17 protein-coding genes are annotated in these 17087 nt (G+C 72.0%); 9 read left to right on the top strand and 8 right to left on the bottom strand.

Annotated elements, in window-relative coordinates; genetic code table 11:
- From ABZ406_RS12820 to ABZ406_RS12810, 3 genes are all read left to right on the top strand, one after another.
- The coding region (locus tag ABZ406_RS12820; RefSeq protein WP_357759747.1) for an EAL domain-containing protein at positions 1–628 on the top strand (628 nt) is incomplete at its 5' end.
- Between the two features lie 201 nt (positions 629–829).
- Complete coding sequence (locus tag ABZ406_RS12815) at positions 830–1414, top strand: TetR/AcrR family transcriptional regulator (protein WP_357759744.1); 585 nt, start codon at positions 830–832, stop codon at positions 1412–1414.
- A 23-nt stretch (positions 1415–1437) separates the two neighbouring features.
- On the top strand, positions 1438–2100 hold the full coding sequence (locus tag ABZ406_RS12810; protein ID WP_357759741.1) for a lysophospholipid acyltransferase family protein: 663 nt from the start codon (positions 1438–1440) through the stop codon (positions 2098–2100).
- 13 nt (positions 2101–2113) lie between these two features.
- Here ABZ406_RS12810 and ABZ406_RS12805 read toward each other — a convergent pair whose 3' ends face one another.
- The 3 genes from ABZ406_RS12805 to ABZ406_RS12795 form a co-directional block, all read right to left on the bottom strand.
- Positions 2114–3238 carry a glycosyltransferase family 4 protein gene (locus ABZ406_RS12805; RefSeq protein ID WP_357759739.1) on the bottom strand — a complete coding sequence of 375 codons (1125 nt, stop codon included), beginning with the start codon at positions 3236–3238 and terminating at the stop codon, positions 2114–2116.
- A complete protein-coding gene (locus ABZ406_RS12800; RefSeq protein WP_357759736.1) occupies positions 3235–4494 on the bottom strand; it encodes a M48 family metallopeptidase in 1260 nt (419 codons plus the stop codon). Before ABZ406_RS12800 ends, ABZ406_RS12805 begins: the two co-directional genes overlap by 4 nt.
- 156 nt (positions 4495–4650) lie before the next feature.
- Positions 4651–4869, bottom strand: coding sequence for a hypothetical protein (locus ABZ406_RS12795; RefSeq protein WP_357759733.1), 219 nt, complete (start codon positions 4867–4869; stop codon positions 4651–4653).
- Between the two features lie 287 nt (positions 4870–5156).
- Here ABZ406_RS12795 and ABZ406_RS12790 point away from each other — a divergent pair, with 287 nt between their 5' ends.
- Positions 5157–5282, top strand: a complete 126-nt coding sequence (locus ABZ406_RS12790) for a hypothetical protein (RefSeq protein ID WP_357759731.1) — start codon at positions 5157–5159, stop codon at positions 5280–5282.
- Positions 5283–5361: 79 nt separating this feature from the next.
- On the opposite strand, the gene ABZ406_RS12785 is transcribed toward ABZ406_RS12790, so the two are convergent.
- Complete coding sequence (locus ABZ406_RS12785; RefSeq protein WP_357759728.1) at positions 5362–6081, bottom strand: DinB family protein; 720 nt, start codon at positions 6079–6081, stop codon at positions 5362–5364.
- Between the two features lie 202 nt (positions 6082–6283).
- Entirely contained in the window at positions 6284–7735 is a 1452-nt protein-coding gene (locus ABZ406_RS12780) for an NYN domain-containing protein (protein WP_357759725.1), read from the bottom strand.
- 127 nt (positions 7736–7862) lie between these two features.
- Between ABZ406_RS12780 and ABZ406_RS12775 the strand changes: the two genes are divergently transcribed.
- The 5 genes from ABZ406_RS12775 to ABZ406_RS12755 all read left to right on the top strand — a co-directional run bounded on the left by ABZ406_RS12775 (position 7863) and on the right by ABZ406_RS12755 (position 13347).
- Entirely contained in the window at positions 7863–9617 is a 1755-nt protein-coding gene (locus ABZ406_RS12775) for a DEDD exonuclease domain-containing protein (protein ID WP_357759722.1), read from the top strand.
- Positions 9618–9745: 128 nt separating this feature from the next.
- Positions 9746–11539: an HD domain-containing protein gene (locus ABZ406_RS12770; protein ID WP_357759775.1), complete on the top strand. Its 1794-nt coding sequence runs from the start codon at positions 9746–9748 to the stop codon at positions 11537–11539.
- 53 nt (positions 11540–11592) lie between these two features.
- A complete protein-coding gene (locus tag ABZ406_RS12765) occupies positions 11593–12135 on the top strand; it encodes an NUDIX domain-containing protein (RefSeq protein WP_357759719.1) in 543 nt (180 codons plus the stop codon).
- Positions 12132–12992, top strand: a complete 861-nt coding sequence (locus ABZ406_RS12760) for a sugar phosphate nucleotidyltransferase (RefSeq protein ID WP_357759717.1) — start codon at positions 12132–12134, stop codon at positions 12990–12992. The genes ABZ406_RS12765 and ABZ406_RS12760 overlap by 4 nt, the downstream gene beginning before the upstream one ends.
- 67 nt (positions 12993–13059) lie before the next feature.
- Positions 13060–13347 carry an Lrp/AsnC ligand binding domain-containing protein gene (locus ABZ406_RS12755; RefSeq protein WP_074313163.1) on the top strand — a complete coding sequence of 96 codons (288 nt, stop codon included), beginning with the start codon at positions 13060–13062 and terminating at the stop codon, positions 13345–13347.
- A gap of 79 nt (positions 13348–13426) precedes the next feature.
- Here ABZ406_RS12755 and ABZ406_RS12750 read toward each other — a convergent pair whose 3' ends face one another.
- From ABZ406_RS12750 to ABZ406_RS12740, 3 genes are all read right to left on the bottom strand, one after another.
- Entirely contained in the window at positions 13427–14116 is a 690-nt protein-coding gene (locus ABZ406_RS12750) for a DUF4142 domain-containing protein (RefSeq protein ID WP_357759714.1), read from the bottom strand.
- Positions 14117–14309: 193 nt separating this feature from the next.
- A complete protein-coding gene (locus ABZ406_RS12745) occupies positions 14310–15941 on the bottom strand; it encodes a cytochrome b N-terminal domain-containing protein (RefSeq protein ID WP_357759712.1) in 1632 nt (543 codons plus the stop codon).
- Entirely contained in the window at positions 15938–17026 is a 1089-nt protein-coding gene (locus ABZ406_RS12740; protein ID WP_357759710.1) for a Rieske 2Fe-2S domain-containing protein, read from the bottom strand. Before ABZ406_RS12740 ends, ABZ406_RS12745 begins: the two co-directional genes overlap by 4 nt.
- Between the last annotated feature and the right edge of the window lie 61 nt (positions 17027–17087).

Raw genomic sequence — 17087 nt, 5'->3', positions numbered from 1 at the left:
GGTGCTGCGGCCGGACAGCTTCATCGGGTTGGCCGAGGAGACCGGCCTCATCGTCCAGTTGGGTGGGTGGGTGCTGGCCGAGGCGTGCCGCGAGGCCGAGGCGTGGTCGACCGGGGGTTCCCCCGCTCCGTTCGTCAGCGTCAACCTGGCGGTACGCCAGGTGCACCGGCCCGGCTTGGTGCAGGAGGTGCGGGCGCTGCTGCGGCAGACCGGCCTGCCGCCGGAGCGGCTCCAGTTGGAGATCACCGAGAGCACGATGATGAGCACCGCCGAGGAGCCGGTCCGGGCTCTGCGGGTCCTCGCCGACCTCGGCGTACGCATCGCCATCGACGACTTCGGCACCGGCTACAGCAACCTGGCGTACCTGCGGGACCTGCCGGTGACGGAGCTGAAGGTGGCCGGGGAGTTCGTGGCCGGGTTGCGGTCGCCCTCCGTCGGCCGCACCGACGAGCGGATCCTCGCCTCCCTGGTCTCGCTGGCGCACGCCCTGGACCTGACCGTCACCGCCGAGGGAGTGGAGACCGCCGGGCAGGCGGAGCGGCTGCGCGCGATCGGCTGTGACGCCGCCCAGGGCTGGCACTTTGGCCGCCCGGCTCCCGCCGACCGCATCCTGGCCCGCATCCGCTGAGCTCCGTCCCGACCACCGACGGGCCTCCGCAGCGCGAGGCGGCTGCGCCTGGGGTCGGACGTTGCGTTGAGCGTGATGTCTGTGAGTCATCGTGATGACCTCCAGACATCACGCTCTTCCCGCCCATGCCTGCCAGGCCGAGCGACGGGTACGATCACACCGAGGTAGACAGCGTCTACGGCTGCCTGGTAGACAGTGTCTATGAGCGCGGACGAGACGGGACTGCGGGCACGGCTGGTAGCCGTCGGGGTGGACCTGGTGCTGCGCGAGGGCCAGTCGGCGGTGTCACTACGCGAGATAGCCCGTCGTGCCGGGGTTTCACACGGCGCGCCGCGCCGCTACTTCCCCACCCACGTCGACCTGCTCTCCGCCATCGCCCGGGAGGGCTTCGCCGACCTCACCGCCCAGGTCGAGCAGACGATGCGTGAGGTCGGCCCGGACCCGCGTACCCGATTGACCGCACTGGCCCGGACGTACCTGGACTTCGCGGCGGCCCACCGTGGCATGTTCGAGCTGATGTTCCGCCACGACCTGCTGGACAGCGGCCGGCTGCGGCTACGCGAGACGAGCCTGCCGTTGTTCGCCGTCGTGGCCGACCTGGTGGAGCAGGCGCGTCGGCCGACCGACGCGCCTGCGGCGGTGCTCGCCGGCGCGCTCTGGGCGAACCTGCACGGCATCGCCCAACTCTGGGCCTGGGGCAGCCTGCCGCTGGCCACCGGCGCCACCGACGACGACGCCCTGCTCCGCGCCGCGCTGGAGGCACACCTCGGCCCGACGCCCACCTGAGAAGAATCGACCCCGGAGGACACGTGCCCCTGCTGTACGACGTCACCAAGCTGGCCGTCGGCACCGCGCTGCGATTCGGCTGGCGGCCCCGGGTGGAAGGGCTGGAACATCTGCCCCGACACGGCGGCGCGATCCTCGCCGGCAACCACCTGTCCGTCGCCGACGAGTTGTTCCTCGTCACCTCGACGCCCCGACACGTCACCTTCTGGGCCAAGGTCGAGTACTTCAACGGCCGAGGGCCGGGCGGCTGGCTGAACCGGCGGATCGTCGCCGGCATGGGCGCCATCCCGGTCGACCGCGCCGACGGCCGGGCCGCCCTGCGCGCCCTCGACGCCGCCGTACCGGTGCTGCGCGCCGGCGGCCTCGTCGCCGTCTACCCGGAGGGCACCCGCTCGCCGGACGGGCGGCTCTACCGGGGCCGGGTCGGAATGACCCGGCTGGCCCGCGACGCCGAGGTGCCGATCATCCCGGTCGGCGTGCTCGGCACCGCCGAGGTGCTGCCGGTCGACGCGCGGCTGCCCCGTCGACACCCGATCACCCTGCGGTTCGGCCCGCCGATCCCGGTCGCCGCACGGATCAACGGGCCACGCGACATCCGGACGGTCACCGACGAGGTGATGGCGGCCATCCAAAAACTCACCGGCCAGGAGTACGTGCCGAACTACGCGCCCGCCCGGGAGAGCTGAACACCTGCGGTCATCAGCCGGCGAGCAGTGCCGCCATGCGCTCGGCCTGCGCCTCCCACCGCCACTCCCGCTCCACCCACGCCCGGCCGGCCGCACCCAGTTGACGGGCCAGATCCCGGTCGAGAAGCAGACCGGCGACCCGGTCGGCGAGTTGGGCGACGTCCCGACCGCGGACGACGTAGCCGGTCTCCCCCTCCCGGACCGCGTCCGGCGCGCCCCCGGAGTCACCGGCCACCACCGGCAGGCCGGTCGCGGACGCCTCCAGGTAGACGATGCCCAGCCCCTCGACGTCGAGGCCCCGGTTGCGGGTGCGGCACGGCATCGCGTAGACGTCACCGGCCGCGTAGTGCGCCGGCAACTCGACCGACGGCACCGTGCCGGTGAACACCACGTCCCGTTCCACACCGGTCTGGCGGGCCAGCTTCTCCAGGGTGGCGCGGTACGGCCCACCGCCGACGATCAGCAGCGCCGCGTCGGGCACCCGGCGGCGGATCTCCGGTAGGGCCCGGATCAGCGTGTCCTGACCCTTGCGGGGCACCAACCGGGACACACAGACCACCACCGGCCGGTCGGTCAACCCGAGTCGCGCCCGCACCTGCTCACCGTCCACCGTCGGGTGGTAGGTGTCCACGTCGACCCCGGGGGCGAGGCGGTGCAGCTCGGTCACCCCGTCCAGCACCCGGGCCAACCGGCTACGGGTGTACTCACCGAGGTAGGTGGTGACGTCCACCCCCCGACCGATGCGCCGCAGCGCCGGCCGGGCGGCCGGCACCGCCGCCCACCCGATCTCGTGGCCGTGGGTCTGCGCCACCACCCGCCGGATGCCGGCCCGCCGCCGAAGGCCGGCGGCGAGCAGCCCCAACGGGGCCGCCGCACCGAACCACACAGTGTCGCAGTCGTACGCCCGAGCCAACCGGGCCGCCCGGCGGGCGATCAGCGGGGTGGGCAACAGCACCCGGGTGCGTTCCCGGATCACCTCGAACGGCTGGTCGGCGTCGAACTTCGCGGCCCCACGCCAGCTCGACGCGTAGACGACGACCGAGCCGGGCGACTGACGGAGCGCGAGGTTGTGCACGAAGGACTGGATCCCACCCGGGCGGGGCGGGAAGTCGTTGGTGATCAGCAGGGTGCGGCTCATCGACCGGCCTCTCGGGCGTACGCGCGGGCGGCGGCCATCCGCTCCACTGTGGACGGGTGTGAGGCCGAGTAGAGGTATTCCCAGCGGGGCGGGTCGGGGTCGCCGAGGTTGACCGAGCCGAGCCGGCGTTGCATCGACTCGAAGGACTCCGGGTCGTCGGTGAGCGCGAGGGCATGCGCGTCGGCACGCGCCTCCACCCGTCGGGACATCAGCGCCTGCACCGGAGCGGCGACGAGCCCGGCCACGGTGACCAGGGCGACCAGCAACGGGAACGCGCTCGGTTGGGCCACCGAGTCGACACCCGCCAACCGCAGCAGTGGCCCCCAGGAGCCGAGCAGGTAGAGCGCCACCACTGCCGCCGCAGCGCCCAACGCCCCGGTCAGCGTGCCCGCCGCCACGTCGGAATCCTTCGCGTGCCCCAACTCGTGCGCCACGACGGCGGTCACCTCGGCCGGGGTCGCCTCGCGCAGCAGCGTGTCGTAGACGACCACCCGCCGGGTCGGCCCGAGACCCGAGACGTACGCGTTGACCGCGCTGGTGCGGCGGGAGGCATCGGCGACCAGCACGTCCCGCACGGGCACCCCGTCGCGGGCGGCCATGCTCATCAGCTCGGTGCGCAACGGGCCCTGCTCCATCGGCGTGAACCTGTTGAAGACCGGCTCCACCAGCACCGGCAGCACGAACGACAGCAGCACCACGAGCACCGCGGCGCCGGCCGCCCCGAACGCCCACCACCAGCGCGGCGCGAGCCGGATGACCGCGTAGAAGCCGAACAACGCGACAGCGCCGATCACCGCGCTGACGGCGTACGACTTGAGCAGGTCGACAGCCCAGCCACTCCAGCCGTTGGTGCTCAGGCCGTAGCGGGTGAGCACGCTCTGCCGCCAGGCGGCGAACGGAAGCGTCACCAGGTCGGCGACGAGCACCACCGCCAGCCCGCCGAGCACCGCCTGCGCGGCCCAGTGCCCACCGAACGGCCGGCCCACCAACTCGACCAGGCGACTGCCCAGCGGGGTCAACCCGAGCGCGAGGGCGATCAGCAGCCCGACGGCGAGCGCGGCGTAGCCGCCGGGGCGCAGCGCGGCCCGGAACTCCCGACCTTTGGCCACCTGCTCGGCCGGCAGGTCACCGAGCGCGGCGAGCTGGTCGGCCCGGGGTGCCGGTGGGCGGTGCCATGGGATGAGCAACGCGGCCAGCACGACCAGCGCGACGGTCAGAGCGGCCAGGGCCAGCAGCGCCCACCCTCGCGGGGTCACCGCATCACCACCCGGCGGGCGGCGACGCCCCCACCGAGCGCGCCGTCGACGAGCCCGCCGTTGTGCCGTCGTTCCCCGTCCATCGCGCCGCTCCTCCCGCCGTGACCGCTCATCCTATGGCCCGCGAGAAGCGCGCTTCCGAGTGCGGTGTCGCGCTCAGGCGACCCGGCGGGCGGAACGGTGGCGGGCCACGCCGGAGCGCGCGGGCGCGGCCAGCACCTCCACGTCGAAGCCGGCCCGGGCGAACACCTCGATGGCCTCGACCTCGGCCGCGACCAGACCGGCCGCCGGGGACGTCTCGTCGAACAGGGCGGTCAGCGGGCAGCCGGAACAGCCGTCGGCCCGCTTCGCGCACCCGTCGCAGTCGATGAGCATCACGCCTCCTGATCGGCTCGCGGCACCCGGGCGACTCCTGTCGTCGCCGACCGAACACCGTCTGTGACATCGACACTAAACACCGGGTACGACAGGAACCCCGTCCGACCGCCCGTTTCGGGGCTAGATCCACTCCAGATCCGCGATATCGGGGTATCCCACCCGTTCGGAACGCCCGACATCAAGGAACCCCGACGAACCCCTGCTGGTCGAACGCCCAGGTCCGTGGTCGCCTGGACCCGCGGCTGGTGGTCAGCCCACTCGACCCGGAGCAGACGCGGCCCCCCATGCGAGCAGGGCAGTGGTCGACTCCCGGACGCGGCCCCTACGAGCTGGTCGTCCAGCTCACCTGGATGACACCGGGCCCCGACGTGCTGCGTCGTGAGCTGACCCGGCGGCTACCGGCCAGCTGAGTGGCGGCAGCCGGAGCGCCGGCCCGGCCCGAACCCCGGCCGGCCGGCCGGCCGATCGAGCAGCTGTCGGGGTGCGGTCTCAGCTCTGCGCGTCGAGGTCACGCAGGGCGAAGCGGAGGTGCTGCCACTCCTCGTCGAAGATCACGTGGAGGCAGTGCAGGACTGTCACCTGCTTTTCGGGCCACCAGGCGGACGGCCGGGTCTCGGCGAGCAGGTCCGGCGTGACGGTGGCAAGGAAGCCGCGCACCATCGCCTGCCGCTCGGCCCGCAGCTGCAGCGTGGCGGCGAACGTGGGCTGCTCGACAGCGAAGATCGACATGTCGAAGCCGTCGGTCTCGTACTCGGCGTGTGGTTGCCCGAACGGGTGGAAGGGCTGCGGCAGTTGCCGGATCGCCCTGCCCAGCCAGGTGTCGGCGGCGAACGCGAGGTGGCGCAGTGTCTGCGCGAACGACCACTCCCCGTCGATCGAGACGTCGACAGCCCTCTCGGACATGGACACGGCCCGCTCGACAGCCGCCGCCCAGGCCCGTTCGAGTGCCGCCCACGCCACGCGCAGGTCGTCCGGATTCTTGGCGTGCCGGAGGTCGCGCCCGGGGAATCGCCGGTTGAGCTCGGCCTCGACCAGCGGTGCCACGTCGACGCCGTTGACCAGCAGCGTGCCCTCGGCAAGCCACGGCGCGTCGATGTCCAGACCATCCACATCGACGCCGCGCATCACCGCCCCGGCCAGCGTCGATCTGTCGAACCGGGCCCCCCGCAGATCCCGGTCGACGAAGACCGTGACGTCGTCCTCTGCCATGGCGGCTTCCTCCCGTCGGCGACAGCGGCAACCCTAGACGTCGGCTACGACAGGGCACCGTCCGACAGCTCACCCGATCAGGATCGACTCCGGTTCCAGGAAAGCGGGTCGTCCCACGCGGCCGGACACCCCGACATCGCGGAACTCGTGTCGATCACGGCGCTGGCGGCGGCTGGGACCACCGGGCCAGCCGGGAACGGTGTCAGGAACGGGCGAGCCGCCGCAGCAGCGAGTCCGCGCCCAGCGGGTACGCCCCGTGCCGGCGTACCCCGTCGGCGACCTCGCGGTCCGAGGAGACCACCACCACCGGCCGGCCCGCCGGCTCGGCACGGACCAGGCGCCGGATCAGCTCGTCGGCGGTCTCGCCCTTGCGGGAGAACAGCACCCGTACGCCGCGCGGGGCGGGCGGCAGCCCGTGCATCCGTTCGGCGCCGTCGAAGACCACAGTGACCTCGTCGCCGGTCTGTGCGGCGATCCCACCCAGCCCGGTGATCAGGCGTTTGCGCTGCTGCTCCAGCGACATCTCGCCGAAGCCACGCTTGGTGACGTTGTAGCCGTCCACCACGAGGTGCGCCCGGGGCAGAGCGAGCAGTTGGTCGAGCCGGGCCGGGTCGTCGGTGTCGCGGGCGCGGGCGGCGGGGCTGGCCGGGGCGGTGCCCGGCTGCTCGGCGAACGCGTCGGCGACGAAGTCGGCGGGCAGTTTGTCCACCGGGTCGAGGGCCAACTCCCGGCGCAGCCCGACGGCGGCCTGGCCGATGGTCTCCAGCAGCAGCCAGAGCCGGGCGTCGTCGACCGAGCGTGCCTCCTTGGCACTGACCCGGGCAACCCCGGCGGCGGCCTCGGCCTCGGCGAGCCGGGCCCGGGCGCGACGGAGCTCGGCGTCCACGTCGGCGCTGGCGCGGGCGGCCCGACCCCGCTCGGTGGCCAGCAGGTCGGTGGCCTTGCGCTCGCGGGCCTGGGTCTCCCGCAGGTTGCGGGCCACCTGTCGGGACTCCTCGCGGAGCTGACCCAACTCCTCCCGGACGCGGGCCAGCTCGTCGCGCAGTTTCTCGGCCTCGACCCGGGCCACCGCGCGGTCGTGCTCGGCCCGGGTGGCCCGCTGTTCGGCCTCGCGGACCAGCTCGGCGACCACGGCACTGTCCGCCTCGGCGCGTACCGCCGCACCGCTGGCGTCGATCAGCTCCCGCCAGCCACGCGGTCGGGCCAGGTAGGCCAGCGCGGCCACCTCGACGGGGTCGGCGGCGGCCGGGGCGGTGCCCTCGACCACTGCCGCGCCGAGGTCACCGGCATCGGCCAGGACCCGCGCGGTGACCCGCTGCCGAAACAGCGGGTCGGCGGTGAGCTGGGCGGCGATGACCGGCGAGCCGAGTCGGGCGCGTCGGTTGGGGGCGAACTTGGCCACCCGGCGCAACGGCACCGGCACCTCGTCGGTGGGAAGCGTGGGTAGGACCGCCGCGGTGAGCGTCACGATCCGCTGCCGGACCGGCTCGGGCAGGGTCGGCTCGGGTTCGGCTGCGGGGCTGTCGCCAGTCGTGGGGTCGGACGCCCCCGTTGTGTCGGTGACTACGTTGTCGTCCGGGTTGCCCAGAGCACCGTCGATCGCGACCGGATCCTCCTGCGGGAGGTGGTCGTCGTACGGCTCGGTGAGGGGCATGTGGCAAGTCTCCCACCGCGACCGGGCCCACCGCCCGGTGAGTGAGCCGATCTCTCATCCTAGCCCCATGGTGACGCGTGGGACGGCTGCGACGGGAGTGTCGGACCGGGGCGCTAGCGTGCCGCCGATGGCACAGACGGAGTACGTCCAGGAGTCCCTTGCCGGTCTCGACCCGGCGGTGGGCGGGGTGGACCCGGCGCTGCCGCTCTACGCGACCACCTTCGTGGTCGTCGACCTGGAGACCACCGGCGGCGCGCCGGACGGTGGCGGCATCACCGAGATCGGCGCGGTGAAGGTGCGCGGTGGCGAGCAGTTGGGGGTGCTGGCGACCCTGGTCAACCCGGGTCAGCCGATTCCACCCTTCATCACCGTGCTGACCGGCATCACCCAGGCCATGTTGGTGCCGGCGCCACCGATCGAGCAGGTGCTGCCGAGCCTCCTGGAGTTCATCGACGACGCGGTGCTGGTGGCCCACAACGCCCCGTACGACGTGGGCTTCCTCAAGGCCGCCTGCGCCAGGCACGGCTACCGCTGGCCCAACCCCCACGTGCTGGACACGGCGGCGCTCGCCCGCCGGGTGCTGACCCGTGACGAGGTGCCCAACCGCAAGCTCGGCACCCTGGCCGCCTACTTCCGCACCGGCACCCAGCCCACCCACCGCGCGCTCGACGACGCGAAGGCCACCGTCGACGTGCTGCACGGGCTGATCGGCCGGCTCGGCGGGCACCGGGTGGACACGATCGGCGACGCCATCGAGTTCGCCCGGGCGGTCACCCCGACCCAGCGCCGCAAGCGGCACCTGGCCGAGGGGTTGCCCAAGGTCCCCGGGGTCTACATCTTCCGGGCCGCCGACGACCGGCCGCTCTACGTGGGCACCTCCGTCGACATCGCCACCCGGGTGCGCAGCTACTTCACCGCCGGTGAGAAGCGCGCCCGGATCTCCGAGATGTTGGGCGCGGCCGAGCGGGTCGAGGCGGTGGAGTGCGCCCACTCGTTGGAGGCCGAGGTCCGTGAGCTGCGGTTGATCGCCGCGCACGCCCCTCCGTACAACCGTCGGTCCAAGTACCCGGAGCGGATGGTCTGGCTCAAGCTGACCGACGGTCCGTACCCTCGGCTGTCGATCGTCCGCGACCTCTCCCCCACCGACACGGCCTACCTCGGGCCGTTCACCTCGCGGCGGGCCGCCGAGTTGGCCGCCGCCGGTTTCCACGACGCGGTGCCGCTGCGCCAGTGCACGCACCGGCTCTCGCTGCGCACCGTCACGCCGGCCTGCGTGCTGGCCGAGCTGGGTCGCTGCCCGGCACCCTGCGAGCACAAGATCACCCCCGAGGAGTACGACGACAGCGCCGCCGCGCCCTTCCGCACCGCGACGGCCAGCGACCCCCAGCCGGTGGTGGACGCGCTGCTCGCCCGCATCGACGTGCTCTCCGGCGACCAGCGCTACGAGGAGGCGGCAGTGGTGCGGCACCGGCTGGCCGCCGTGCTGCGGGCCACGGTGCGGATGCAGCGGCTGGCCGCGTTGACCGGGATCGTCGAGTTGGCGGCGGCCCGGCCGGCCGCCCGGGGTGGCTGGGAGCTGGCGCTGATCCGGCACGGCCGGCTGGCTGGCGCGGGGGTGTCCCCGCCGGGCGTGCACCCGCGACCCACGTTGACCACCATCCGGGCCACTGCCGAGACGGTGTCGGGCGGGCACGGTCCGGTGCCGGCGGCCACCGCCGAGGAGTCCGAGCGGATCCTGTCCTGGTTGGAGCGACCGGAGACCCGACTCGTCGAGATGTCCTCCGGTTGGTCCTCCCCGGCGAGTGGCGCGGGGCGCTTCCGTGACCTGCTGGCGAAGGCCGAGGGCGCCGCGTCCCACCAACTCTCGACCGAACGCTCATGACCAACTGACCGATCGGACTACGTCGACTCGCTTAGGCTGTTAGAGAAGTGCAGTCCTGCCCGATTCGTGGGCCTGCTCCCCGCCGCCGGGTTCCGGCGATGCGGAGCCGGGGTGAGGAGGTGTCCCTCGTGGACGTCGACGCCGGACACGGCGCCGCCCTGGGGGGCGCCCTGCCGACACAGCCGGGTGAGCTGCCGCTCGCCCGTCGACTACGGTCGTTGCTGAGTTGGCCGACCACCGACTCCGACCCGGTCACCCAGCTGGTGCGCACCCATCGGGGCATCCACGCGGGCACCGACCCGGCGGTGCTGCGCCGCGCCTACACCATCGCGGAGAACATGCACCGCGGGCAGTTCCGCAAGAGCGGGGAACCGTACATCACCCATCCCCTCGCGGTGGCGCAGATCTGCGCCGAGCTGGGCATGGACACCACCACCCTGGTCGCGGCGCTGCTGCACGACACGGTGGAGGACACCCGCTACACCCTGCAGGCGCTCTCCGAGGATTTCGGCGGTGAGGTGGCTCACCTCGTCGACGGGGTGACCAAGTTCGACAAGGCGTTCTACGGCAAGGCCGCCGAGGCGGAGACGGTCCGCAAGATGATCGTCGCGGCCGCCAAGGACGTCCGGGTGCTGATCATCAAGCTGGCCGACCGGCTGCACAACATGCGCACGCTCGGGGTGCGCTCGGCCTCGTCGCGGGAACGCATCGCCCGCAAGACCCAGGAGGTGCTGGTCCCGCTCTGTGACCGGCTGGGCATCCAGACCCTCAAGCGTGAGCTGGACGACGTGGTGCTGCTGCACCTCGAGCCCGACGAGCACGCCCGGCTGGCCCGGCACGTGCACGACCGGCCGGGCTGGGACGCGTACCTCGACTCGGTCGTCACCCGGGCCAGGGTGGCGCTGCGCCGCAGCCGGGTCGACGCCGAGGTGAGCCCTCGTCCGCGGCACCTCTACTCGATCTGGAAGGACACCATCGCCGGCGACCACACCGCGCCGTACGACCTTCCCCGCATCGTGGTGGTGGTCGACGGCCCGGCCACCGACTGTTACGCCGCTCTGGGTGCCATCCACGGCACCTGGCGACCTGTCCCCGGCCGTTTCAAGGACTTCATCGCCTCGCCGAAGAACAACCTCTACCGTTCGCTGCACACGAGCGTCTGCGGCCCCCAGGACCGCACCGTGGAGGTGCTGATCCGCACCGAGGAGATGCACCGCTCGGCCGAGTACGGCATCGCCGCCGACTTCCGTTTCCCCCGCTCCGGCAGCCTGAGCGCCGCGGCCCGCGCCGAGCAGTTGGACTGGCTGCGCCGGGTGCTCGACTGGGAGCCGGACGCCGCCGACCCGGCACAGTTCTACGAGTCGCTGCGGTGCGACCTGGCCGAGGGGCAGATCCAGGTCTTCGCCGACGGGCGGCAGGTGGTGCTGCCCGCCGGTGCCACGCCTGTCGACCTCGCGTACGAGCTGGGCAACGACCGGGGCGACCACTGCCTCGCCACACGCATCAACGGTCGGCTCGCCCCGCTTAGTTCGGAGCTGGACGAGGGCGACGTGGTGGAGATCTTCACCGAGAACGACGGCGACAACGGCTTCGAGGCCGGAGTGGCGCCGCGCGGCCCCCGGCGGGAGTGGTTGAGCTTCGTCAAGTCGCCGCACGCCCAGATGCAGATCAACAGGTGGTTCGCCGAGCACACCGAGCCGGGCATCACGATCAGCGACAAGGTGCGCCTCGGTCGGGCGACCATCGGGCTCGCCCTGCGCCAGCACAACCGGGGCCTCGCCAGTGACCTGCCGTTGCTGCGCCTCTCCGAGGAGTTGGGCTACCCCGACCTGGAGACCCTGCTGGTCGCGGTCTTCGACCGGGTGATCGAACCGGACACCGTGGTTCGCCAGCTCATCGACCTGGTCGACCATCGACAGTGACCGGGCGGGCCCCAGCGCGTCCGAAGGACATTCGTGACCACTAGCCTGGAGTCATGATCCCCCGCTCCCGCGCCACCGGTCGGGCCCTCTTCTACCAGGCCTTCTACCGGCTGCCGTTGCCGGTGCGTCGGCGCCTGGTCCGGTTGGCGGTGCCGAAGTACATCGTCGGCGCGGTGACCCTGGTCCGGGACGCCGAGGCGACGGGCGCGGGTCGGTTGCTCATGCTGCGCCAGCCGCCCGGCAAGGGTTGGTCACTCCCCGCCGGCCTGCTCAACAGGGGCGAGGCGCCGGTGGTGGGCGCGGCCCGTGAGCTGTTCGAGGAGTCCGGGGTCCGACTCCCCCCGTCCCGGCTGCGCCCGGCGGTGCCGAACGCGATAGTGCACGCCAAGGGCTGGGTGGACATGGTCTTCGAGGCCGAGGTGCCGGCGTCCAGCACCGAGCTGACAGTCGACGGCGGGGAGGTCTTCGAGGCCGCCTGGCACCCCCTGGACGACCTGCCCAAGCTGACCTGGCCGACGGCCCGGCTGCTCGCCTACTACGACATCGGGCCGCTGGCCGGGCAGTTCCCGCCGCCGGTGCCCGACGACACCCCGTGACCGGCGTCCCGGCGGAGTTGTGCGCCGTGGTGCTCGCCGCCGGCGAGGGCACCCGGCTGCGCCCGCTCACCGAACGGGTGCCCAAGGCGCTCTGCCCGGTGGGCAACGTTCCCCTGCTGGAGCTGGCGTTGGCACGGCTGGCCGGGTTGGGCCTGACCGGTCCCGACCGGGTCGCGGTGAACGCCTGCTACCTCGGCGACCAGGTGGTGGCGCACGTCGGCGACCGCGCGCACCTGTCGATGGAGCCGGGCGACCCGCTCGGCACCGCGGGCGGGGTGGCCAACCTGCGGGACTGGATCGACGGGCGGCCGGTGCTCGTCGGCAACGCCGACGCGTACCTCGCCGATTCGGCTGCTCCCCCTGGCCCGGACCTGTGCGCCCTGCTCGACGGCTGGGACGGGCAGACCGTACGCCTGCTCGGCCAGCCCGCCGCTGACCCGACGGCGCCCGGCACCTTCGCCGGGCACTGCTTCACCGGCTTCTCGCTGCTGCCCTGGCGGCTGGTCCGGGACCTGCCTGTCGTCTTCTCGGACCTGGTCCGGGCAGTGTGGCGGCCGGCGGAGGCGGCCGGTGCCGTGACTGTGGTGCCCTATCCGGGCACCTTCTTCGACACCGGCACCCCGGCCGACTACCTGGCGGCCAACCTGCACGCCGCGGCGGGCGGTGCTCTGGTCGACGAGTCGGCGACGGTGACTGGCCGCTGCGTGGAGTCGGTCGTCGGCGCTGGCGCACTGGTGGATGGTGACGTGTCCCGCACCGTGGTGTGGCCCGGCGCGACGGTACGTGCCGGCGAGCGGCTGCGGAACGTGATCCGGGCCGGGAGCGACCTGACGGTGCCGGGCCCCGCCCACCGCTGAGCCCGGTACGGTCCCGGCCTGGAACATCTAGCATGAGCGACGACGTCGACGAACGGAGAAATGCCCCGTGATCACCGCGATCGTGCTGATCGACTGCGCCACCGATGCGATCCCCGAGGTGGCGGAGAACCTGGCCAACCTTCCCGGCGTCAGCGAGGTCTACTCGGTGGCCGGGCACGTCGACCTCATCGCCATCGTCCGGGTTCGCGAGTTCGACCAGATCGCCCAGGTCATCGCGGGCAGCATCTCCAAGGTCCCGGGCGTGCTCAACACCGAGTCCCACATCGCCTTCCGGGCGTACTCCCAGCACGACCTGGAGGAGGCGTTCGCGATCGGTCTGGCCAGCGCCGACTGACCCGCTCGGAGGCCGGCACACGGGGCGCAGGGCGGCCGGCCCACCCCGTGGGGTGGACCGGCCGTCTGGTGTGGCTACGTCAGCTCTCGCTGGGAGCCGGTACCTCGGTGGTGCCGCCGCCCGGAGCCGGGGACTCGGTGCCACCGCCCGGAGCCGGCGACTCGGTGCCGGTGCCGCCCGGAGCCGGCGACTCGGTGCCGGTGCCGCCCGGGCTGGGCGTACCGCTGGCGCTGGTCTGCGGAACCGGAATGCCCAACTTGTTGGCGAGCGCCACCAACTCGTCGTAGTGCGTCTGCAGCGTCGGAAGCGCCGTCTGCGCCAACTGGACCACCGACTGCTCGGAGCCCTGCGAGATCTCCGTCTGGGTGGCCTGGATGGCCTGGACGTGACCGGCCAGCTCACTGGTCACCCAGAGCCGGTCGAACTCAGCGCCGCTGGCGTTGTTCAGCTTGTCGATGACCGTCTGCTGATCGGCGCTGGGCTCGTTCGGCAGTTCCACGCCGAGCTGCGACGCGGTCTGCTGCACGGTCTGGTCCAGCTGGGTGTGGTCGGTCTTCAGCATCGCGCCCAGGTCCTTGACCCCCTGGTCGTGACCCTTCTGCTGAGCCAGGTCACCAGCGGTGATCTCGAACAGGTTGACCTGGTGCACCGCCTGCAGGTACTGGGTGTCCTGCGTCGACGGCTGTGCCGCGGCCTGCGCCGCCGCAGCCGGCGCGACACCGACAAGTACCAGCGCGGCCAACAGGCCGAGGCGTTTGATACCCAACATGCTTCCCCCCCTTGAGACGTTGGACCGCACGGATACCCGGCTCACCGGGGTTATTCCTGCGATCGCCCGTCGCGCGGGGTCGACCGGTCCGGTCCGGGCCGTCCGACTCCTGGTCGGATGGGGCGGGGGACGCGGATACGACGGGGCGCCCGCCGGAATCCGGCGGGCGCCCCGTAACGGTGCGACTGGGCGGTCAGCGGCGGCTTTCGCCGCTGCCGATCTCCTCGCGCTCGGGTCGAGCCTCGACCGGCGGGTGCCCCGGCGAGACAGGTGCCTCGACCGGCTTCTCGATCGGGTAGAAGAAGCCCCGGATGGCCGGGCCGAGGGCCCCCAGCCGGTTCATCTTCTTGGGCACGACCCAACCGACGTAGTCCAGTTGGCCGTGACCGTCCGCGTGCCCGTTGGACGCGCTGAGCGGCTGGTGCACCTCGACGAACCGACCGTCCGGCAGACGCCGGATGATGCCGGTCTCCACGCCGTGCGCGAGGACCTCCCGGTCGTGCTGCTGCAGGCCCAGGCAGAGCCGGTAGGTGACGTAGTACGCCAGCGGCGGAACCACGAGCAGGCCGACCCGGCCCGCCCAGGTCATCGCGTTCAAACTGATCTGGAACTTGTCCGCGATCACGTCGTTGGCGCCGGAGAGCGTCAGCACGATGTAGAACGCGACGGCCATGGCGCCGACGGCGGTGCGGGCCGGTGCATCCCGAGGCCGCTCGAGCAGGTTGTGGCTCTTGCGGTCCTTGAGCTGGCGGGCTTCCAGGAACGGGTACATCGTCGACAGGCCCACCAGGATGCCGGGCAGCACGACAGTCGGCCAGAACAGCGGCGGGATGACGTACCCGTCGCCGAGCGGGATGTTGATCTCCCAGGCCGGCATGAGCCGGGTCGAACCGTCGAGGAACATGACGTACCAGTCAGGCTGGCTCGCGGCCGAGACCACCCACGCCTCGTACGGGCCGAACAGCCAGATCGGGTTGATCTGGAACAGACCGCCCATCAGCGCGATGACGCCGAAGACGACCATGAAGAAGCCGCCCTGCTTCAACGCGTAGCGGGGGAACATCCGCTCGCCGACCACGTTGTTGTTGGTCCGGCCGGGGCCGGGCCACTGGGTGTGCTTCTGCTTGAAGACGAGACCCAGGTGGACGCTGATCAACGCGACGAGCAGACCCGGAATGAGCAGCACGTGGGCGATGAAGAACCGGCTGATGATGATCGTGCCCGGGAACTCGCCGCCGAAGACCGACGACGTGACCCAGGAGCCGACCACCGGGATGGACAGCATGATCGCCGAGGCGATCCGCAGGCCGGTGCCGGACAGGCCGTCGTCCGGCAGCGAGTAGCCGGTGAAGCCGGCCAGGAAGCCCACCCAGAACAGCAGCGAACCGATGATCCAGTTGGTCTCGCGCGGCTTGCGGAAGGCGCCGGTGAAGAAGACCCGCAGCATGTGCACGACGATCGCGGCCATGAACAGCAGCGCCGCCCAGTGGTGCATCTGCCGCATCACCAGACCACCGCGGACGTCGAACGACAGGTCCAGGCTGGAGGCGTACGCGGCGGACATCGGCGTGCCCTGCAACGGCGCGTAGCTGCCGTCGTAGACGACCTCGGTCATCGCCGGCTCGTAGAAGAAGGTGAGGAACACACCGGTCAACAGCAGCACGACGAACGAGAACAGCGCGATCTCGCCCAGCAGGAAGGACCAGTGGTCCGGGAAGACCTTGTTCAGCAGTTTGCGCAGCGGCGTGGCCACCTGGAAGCGGTCGTCCACTCCCACCGCGGCCTTGCCCGGCGTCGCCGCAAGGTCAAACTTTCGACGCTTCATGGCCGCTCCCAGAAATCAGGCCCGACGGTCTCGGTGTAGTCGGACTTCGCCACGAAGAAGCCCTCGGAGTCCACCTCGATCGGCAGCTGCGGCAGCCGCCGGCTGGCGGGGCCGAAAACTGGCCGGGCGTTGTCGGTGATCAGGAACTGGGACTGGTGGCACGGGCAGAGCAGCCGGTTGGTCTGCTGCTCGTACAGGCTGGCCGGGCATCCCGCGTGCGTGCAGATCTTGGAGAACGCCGCGTAGTTGCCCCACATGTAGTCGCCGTGGCCGACCCGCTCGTTGGCCCGGCGCGACTCCTGCGCGTCGGCGTCGCGGAGGTGGATCAGCAGCGTCGGCGAGTCGGCGTGCCTGTTGCTCACGCCGTGCTCGATGCCGGGGAAGACGGTGATCTGCCCACCGGTGCTGATGTCCGCCGGGCGGATCGGGCGGCCGTCCTCGCGGACCAGGCGGATCCGCTGGGCGCCCTCAGGCGTCGCGAACCCGGTGGTGAACATCTGGTTGTTCTTGTGCGGCTGCGAGATCAGGCCGCCGACCAGCGGTGCCGCGGCGACCGCGGCGACCGGCGCGAGACCCGCCAGCAGCGAGATGCCGAGCAGGGGGCGACGCTTCACGCCCAGCTCGTCGGCCATGTAGAGCATGGTCTGGCCGGTGACGGTGCGGCCCTCGGAATCCACCTGACCCTCGTGCCGGTCCTGGATCGAGACCTCCTTGGGCAGCAACTTCTTGCCCCAGGTCAGGATGCCGAAGCCGACGGCGAGCAGCGCCACGCCGAGGGTGAAGCCGAGCAGCGGGGTGTAGAACTTGTCGCCGCCCCGGCCCGCCTCGTACTGCCACGGCCACCAGATGTAGATGGCCAGGAAGGCGGTCGCGGCCAGGCCGGTGATCAGGAAGAAGCCGGCGACCACCCGGGTCAGCCGACGCTCGGCCTTGGTGCCCGGCAGCACCTGCTGCTCGTAGTGGACGATCTCGATGTCGTCCCGGCGCGCGCCCTCACGAACGATGTCGAACCGGGTCAGCTTGGGGTCGTTCACGTCGAGCGGCTCCTGGCCCTGCGGGGCCTGGTGCTCGGTGTGGGTGCTCATGCCGTCACCTCGCTACGGGTGGCGCCGAGCGGCACCACAGCACTGAATCGGAAGGCCTGCT

This window comes from Micromonospora sp. NPDC005710, from assembly GCF_040630995.1.
GTDB lineage: Bacteria > Actinomycetota > Actinomycetes > Mycobacteriales > Micromonosporaceae > Micromonospora.
This window is presented reverse-complemented; position numbering and strand designations above follow the sequence as displayed.

Excerpts from the sequence above, each read along its gene's own strand:
- ABZ406_RS12815 (WP_357759744.1), top strand. The coding sequence starts at position 830 with ATGAGCGCGGACGAGACGGGACTGCGGGCACGGCTGGTAGCCGTCGGG.
- ABZ406_RS12805 (WP_357759739.1), bottom strand. The coding sequence starts at position 3,238 with ATGAGCCGCACCCTGCTGATCACCAACGACTTCCCGCCCCGCCCGGGT.
- ABZ406_RS12795 (WP_357759733.1), bottom strand. The coding sequence starts at position 4,869 with ATGCTCATCGACTGCGACGGGTGCGCGAAGCGGGCCGACGGCTGTTCC.
- ABZ406_RS12790 (WP_357759731.1), top strand. The coding sequence starts at position 5,157 with ATGCGAGCAGGGCAGTGGTCGACTCCCGGACGCGGCCCCTACGAGCTG.
- ABZ406_RS12785 (WP_357759728.1), bottom strand. The coding sequence starts at position 6,081 with ATGGCAGAGGACGACGTCACGGTCTTCGTCGACCGGGATCTGCGGGGG.
- ABZ406_RS12780 (WP_357759725.1), bottom strand. The coding sequence starts at position 7,735 with ATGCCCCTCACCGAGCCGTACGACGACCACCTCCCGCAGGAGGATCCG.
- ABZ406_RS12775 (WP_357759722.1), top strand. The coding sequence starts at position 7,863 with ATGGCACAGACGGAGTACGTCCAGGAGTCCCTTGCCGGTCTCGACCCG.
- ABZ406_RS12765 (WP_357759719.1), top strand. The coding sequence starts at position 11,593 with ATGATCCCCCGCTCCCGCGCCACCGGTCGGGCCCTCTTCTACCAGGCC.
- ABZ406_RS12750 (WP_357759714.1), bottom strand. The coding sequence starts at position 14,116 with ATGTTGGGTATCAAACGCCTCGGCCTGTTGGCCGCGCTGGTACTTGTC.
- ABZ406_RS12745 (WP_357759712.1), bottom strand. The coding sequence starts at position 15,941 with ATGAAGCGTCGAAAGTTTGACCTTGCGGCGACGCCGGGCAAGGCCGCG.
- ABZ406_RS12740 (WP_357759710.1), bottom strand. The coding sequence starts at position 17,026 with ATGAGCACCCACACCGAGCACCAGGCCCCGCAGGGCCAGGAGCCGCTC.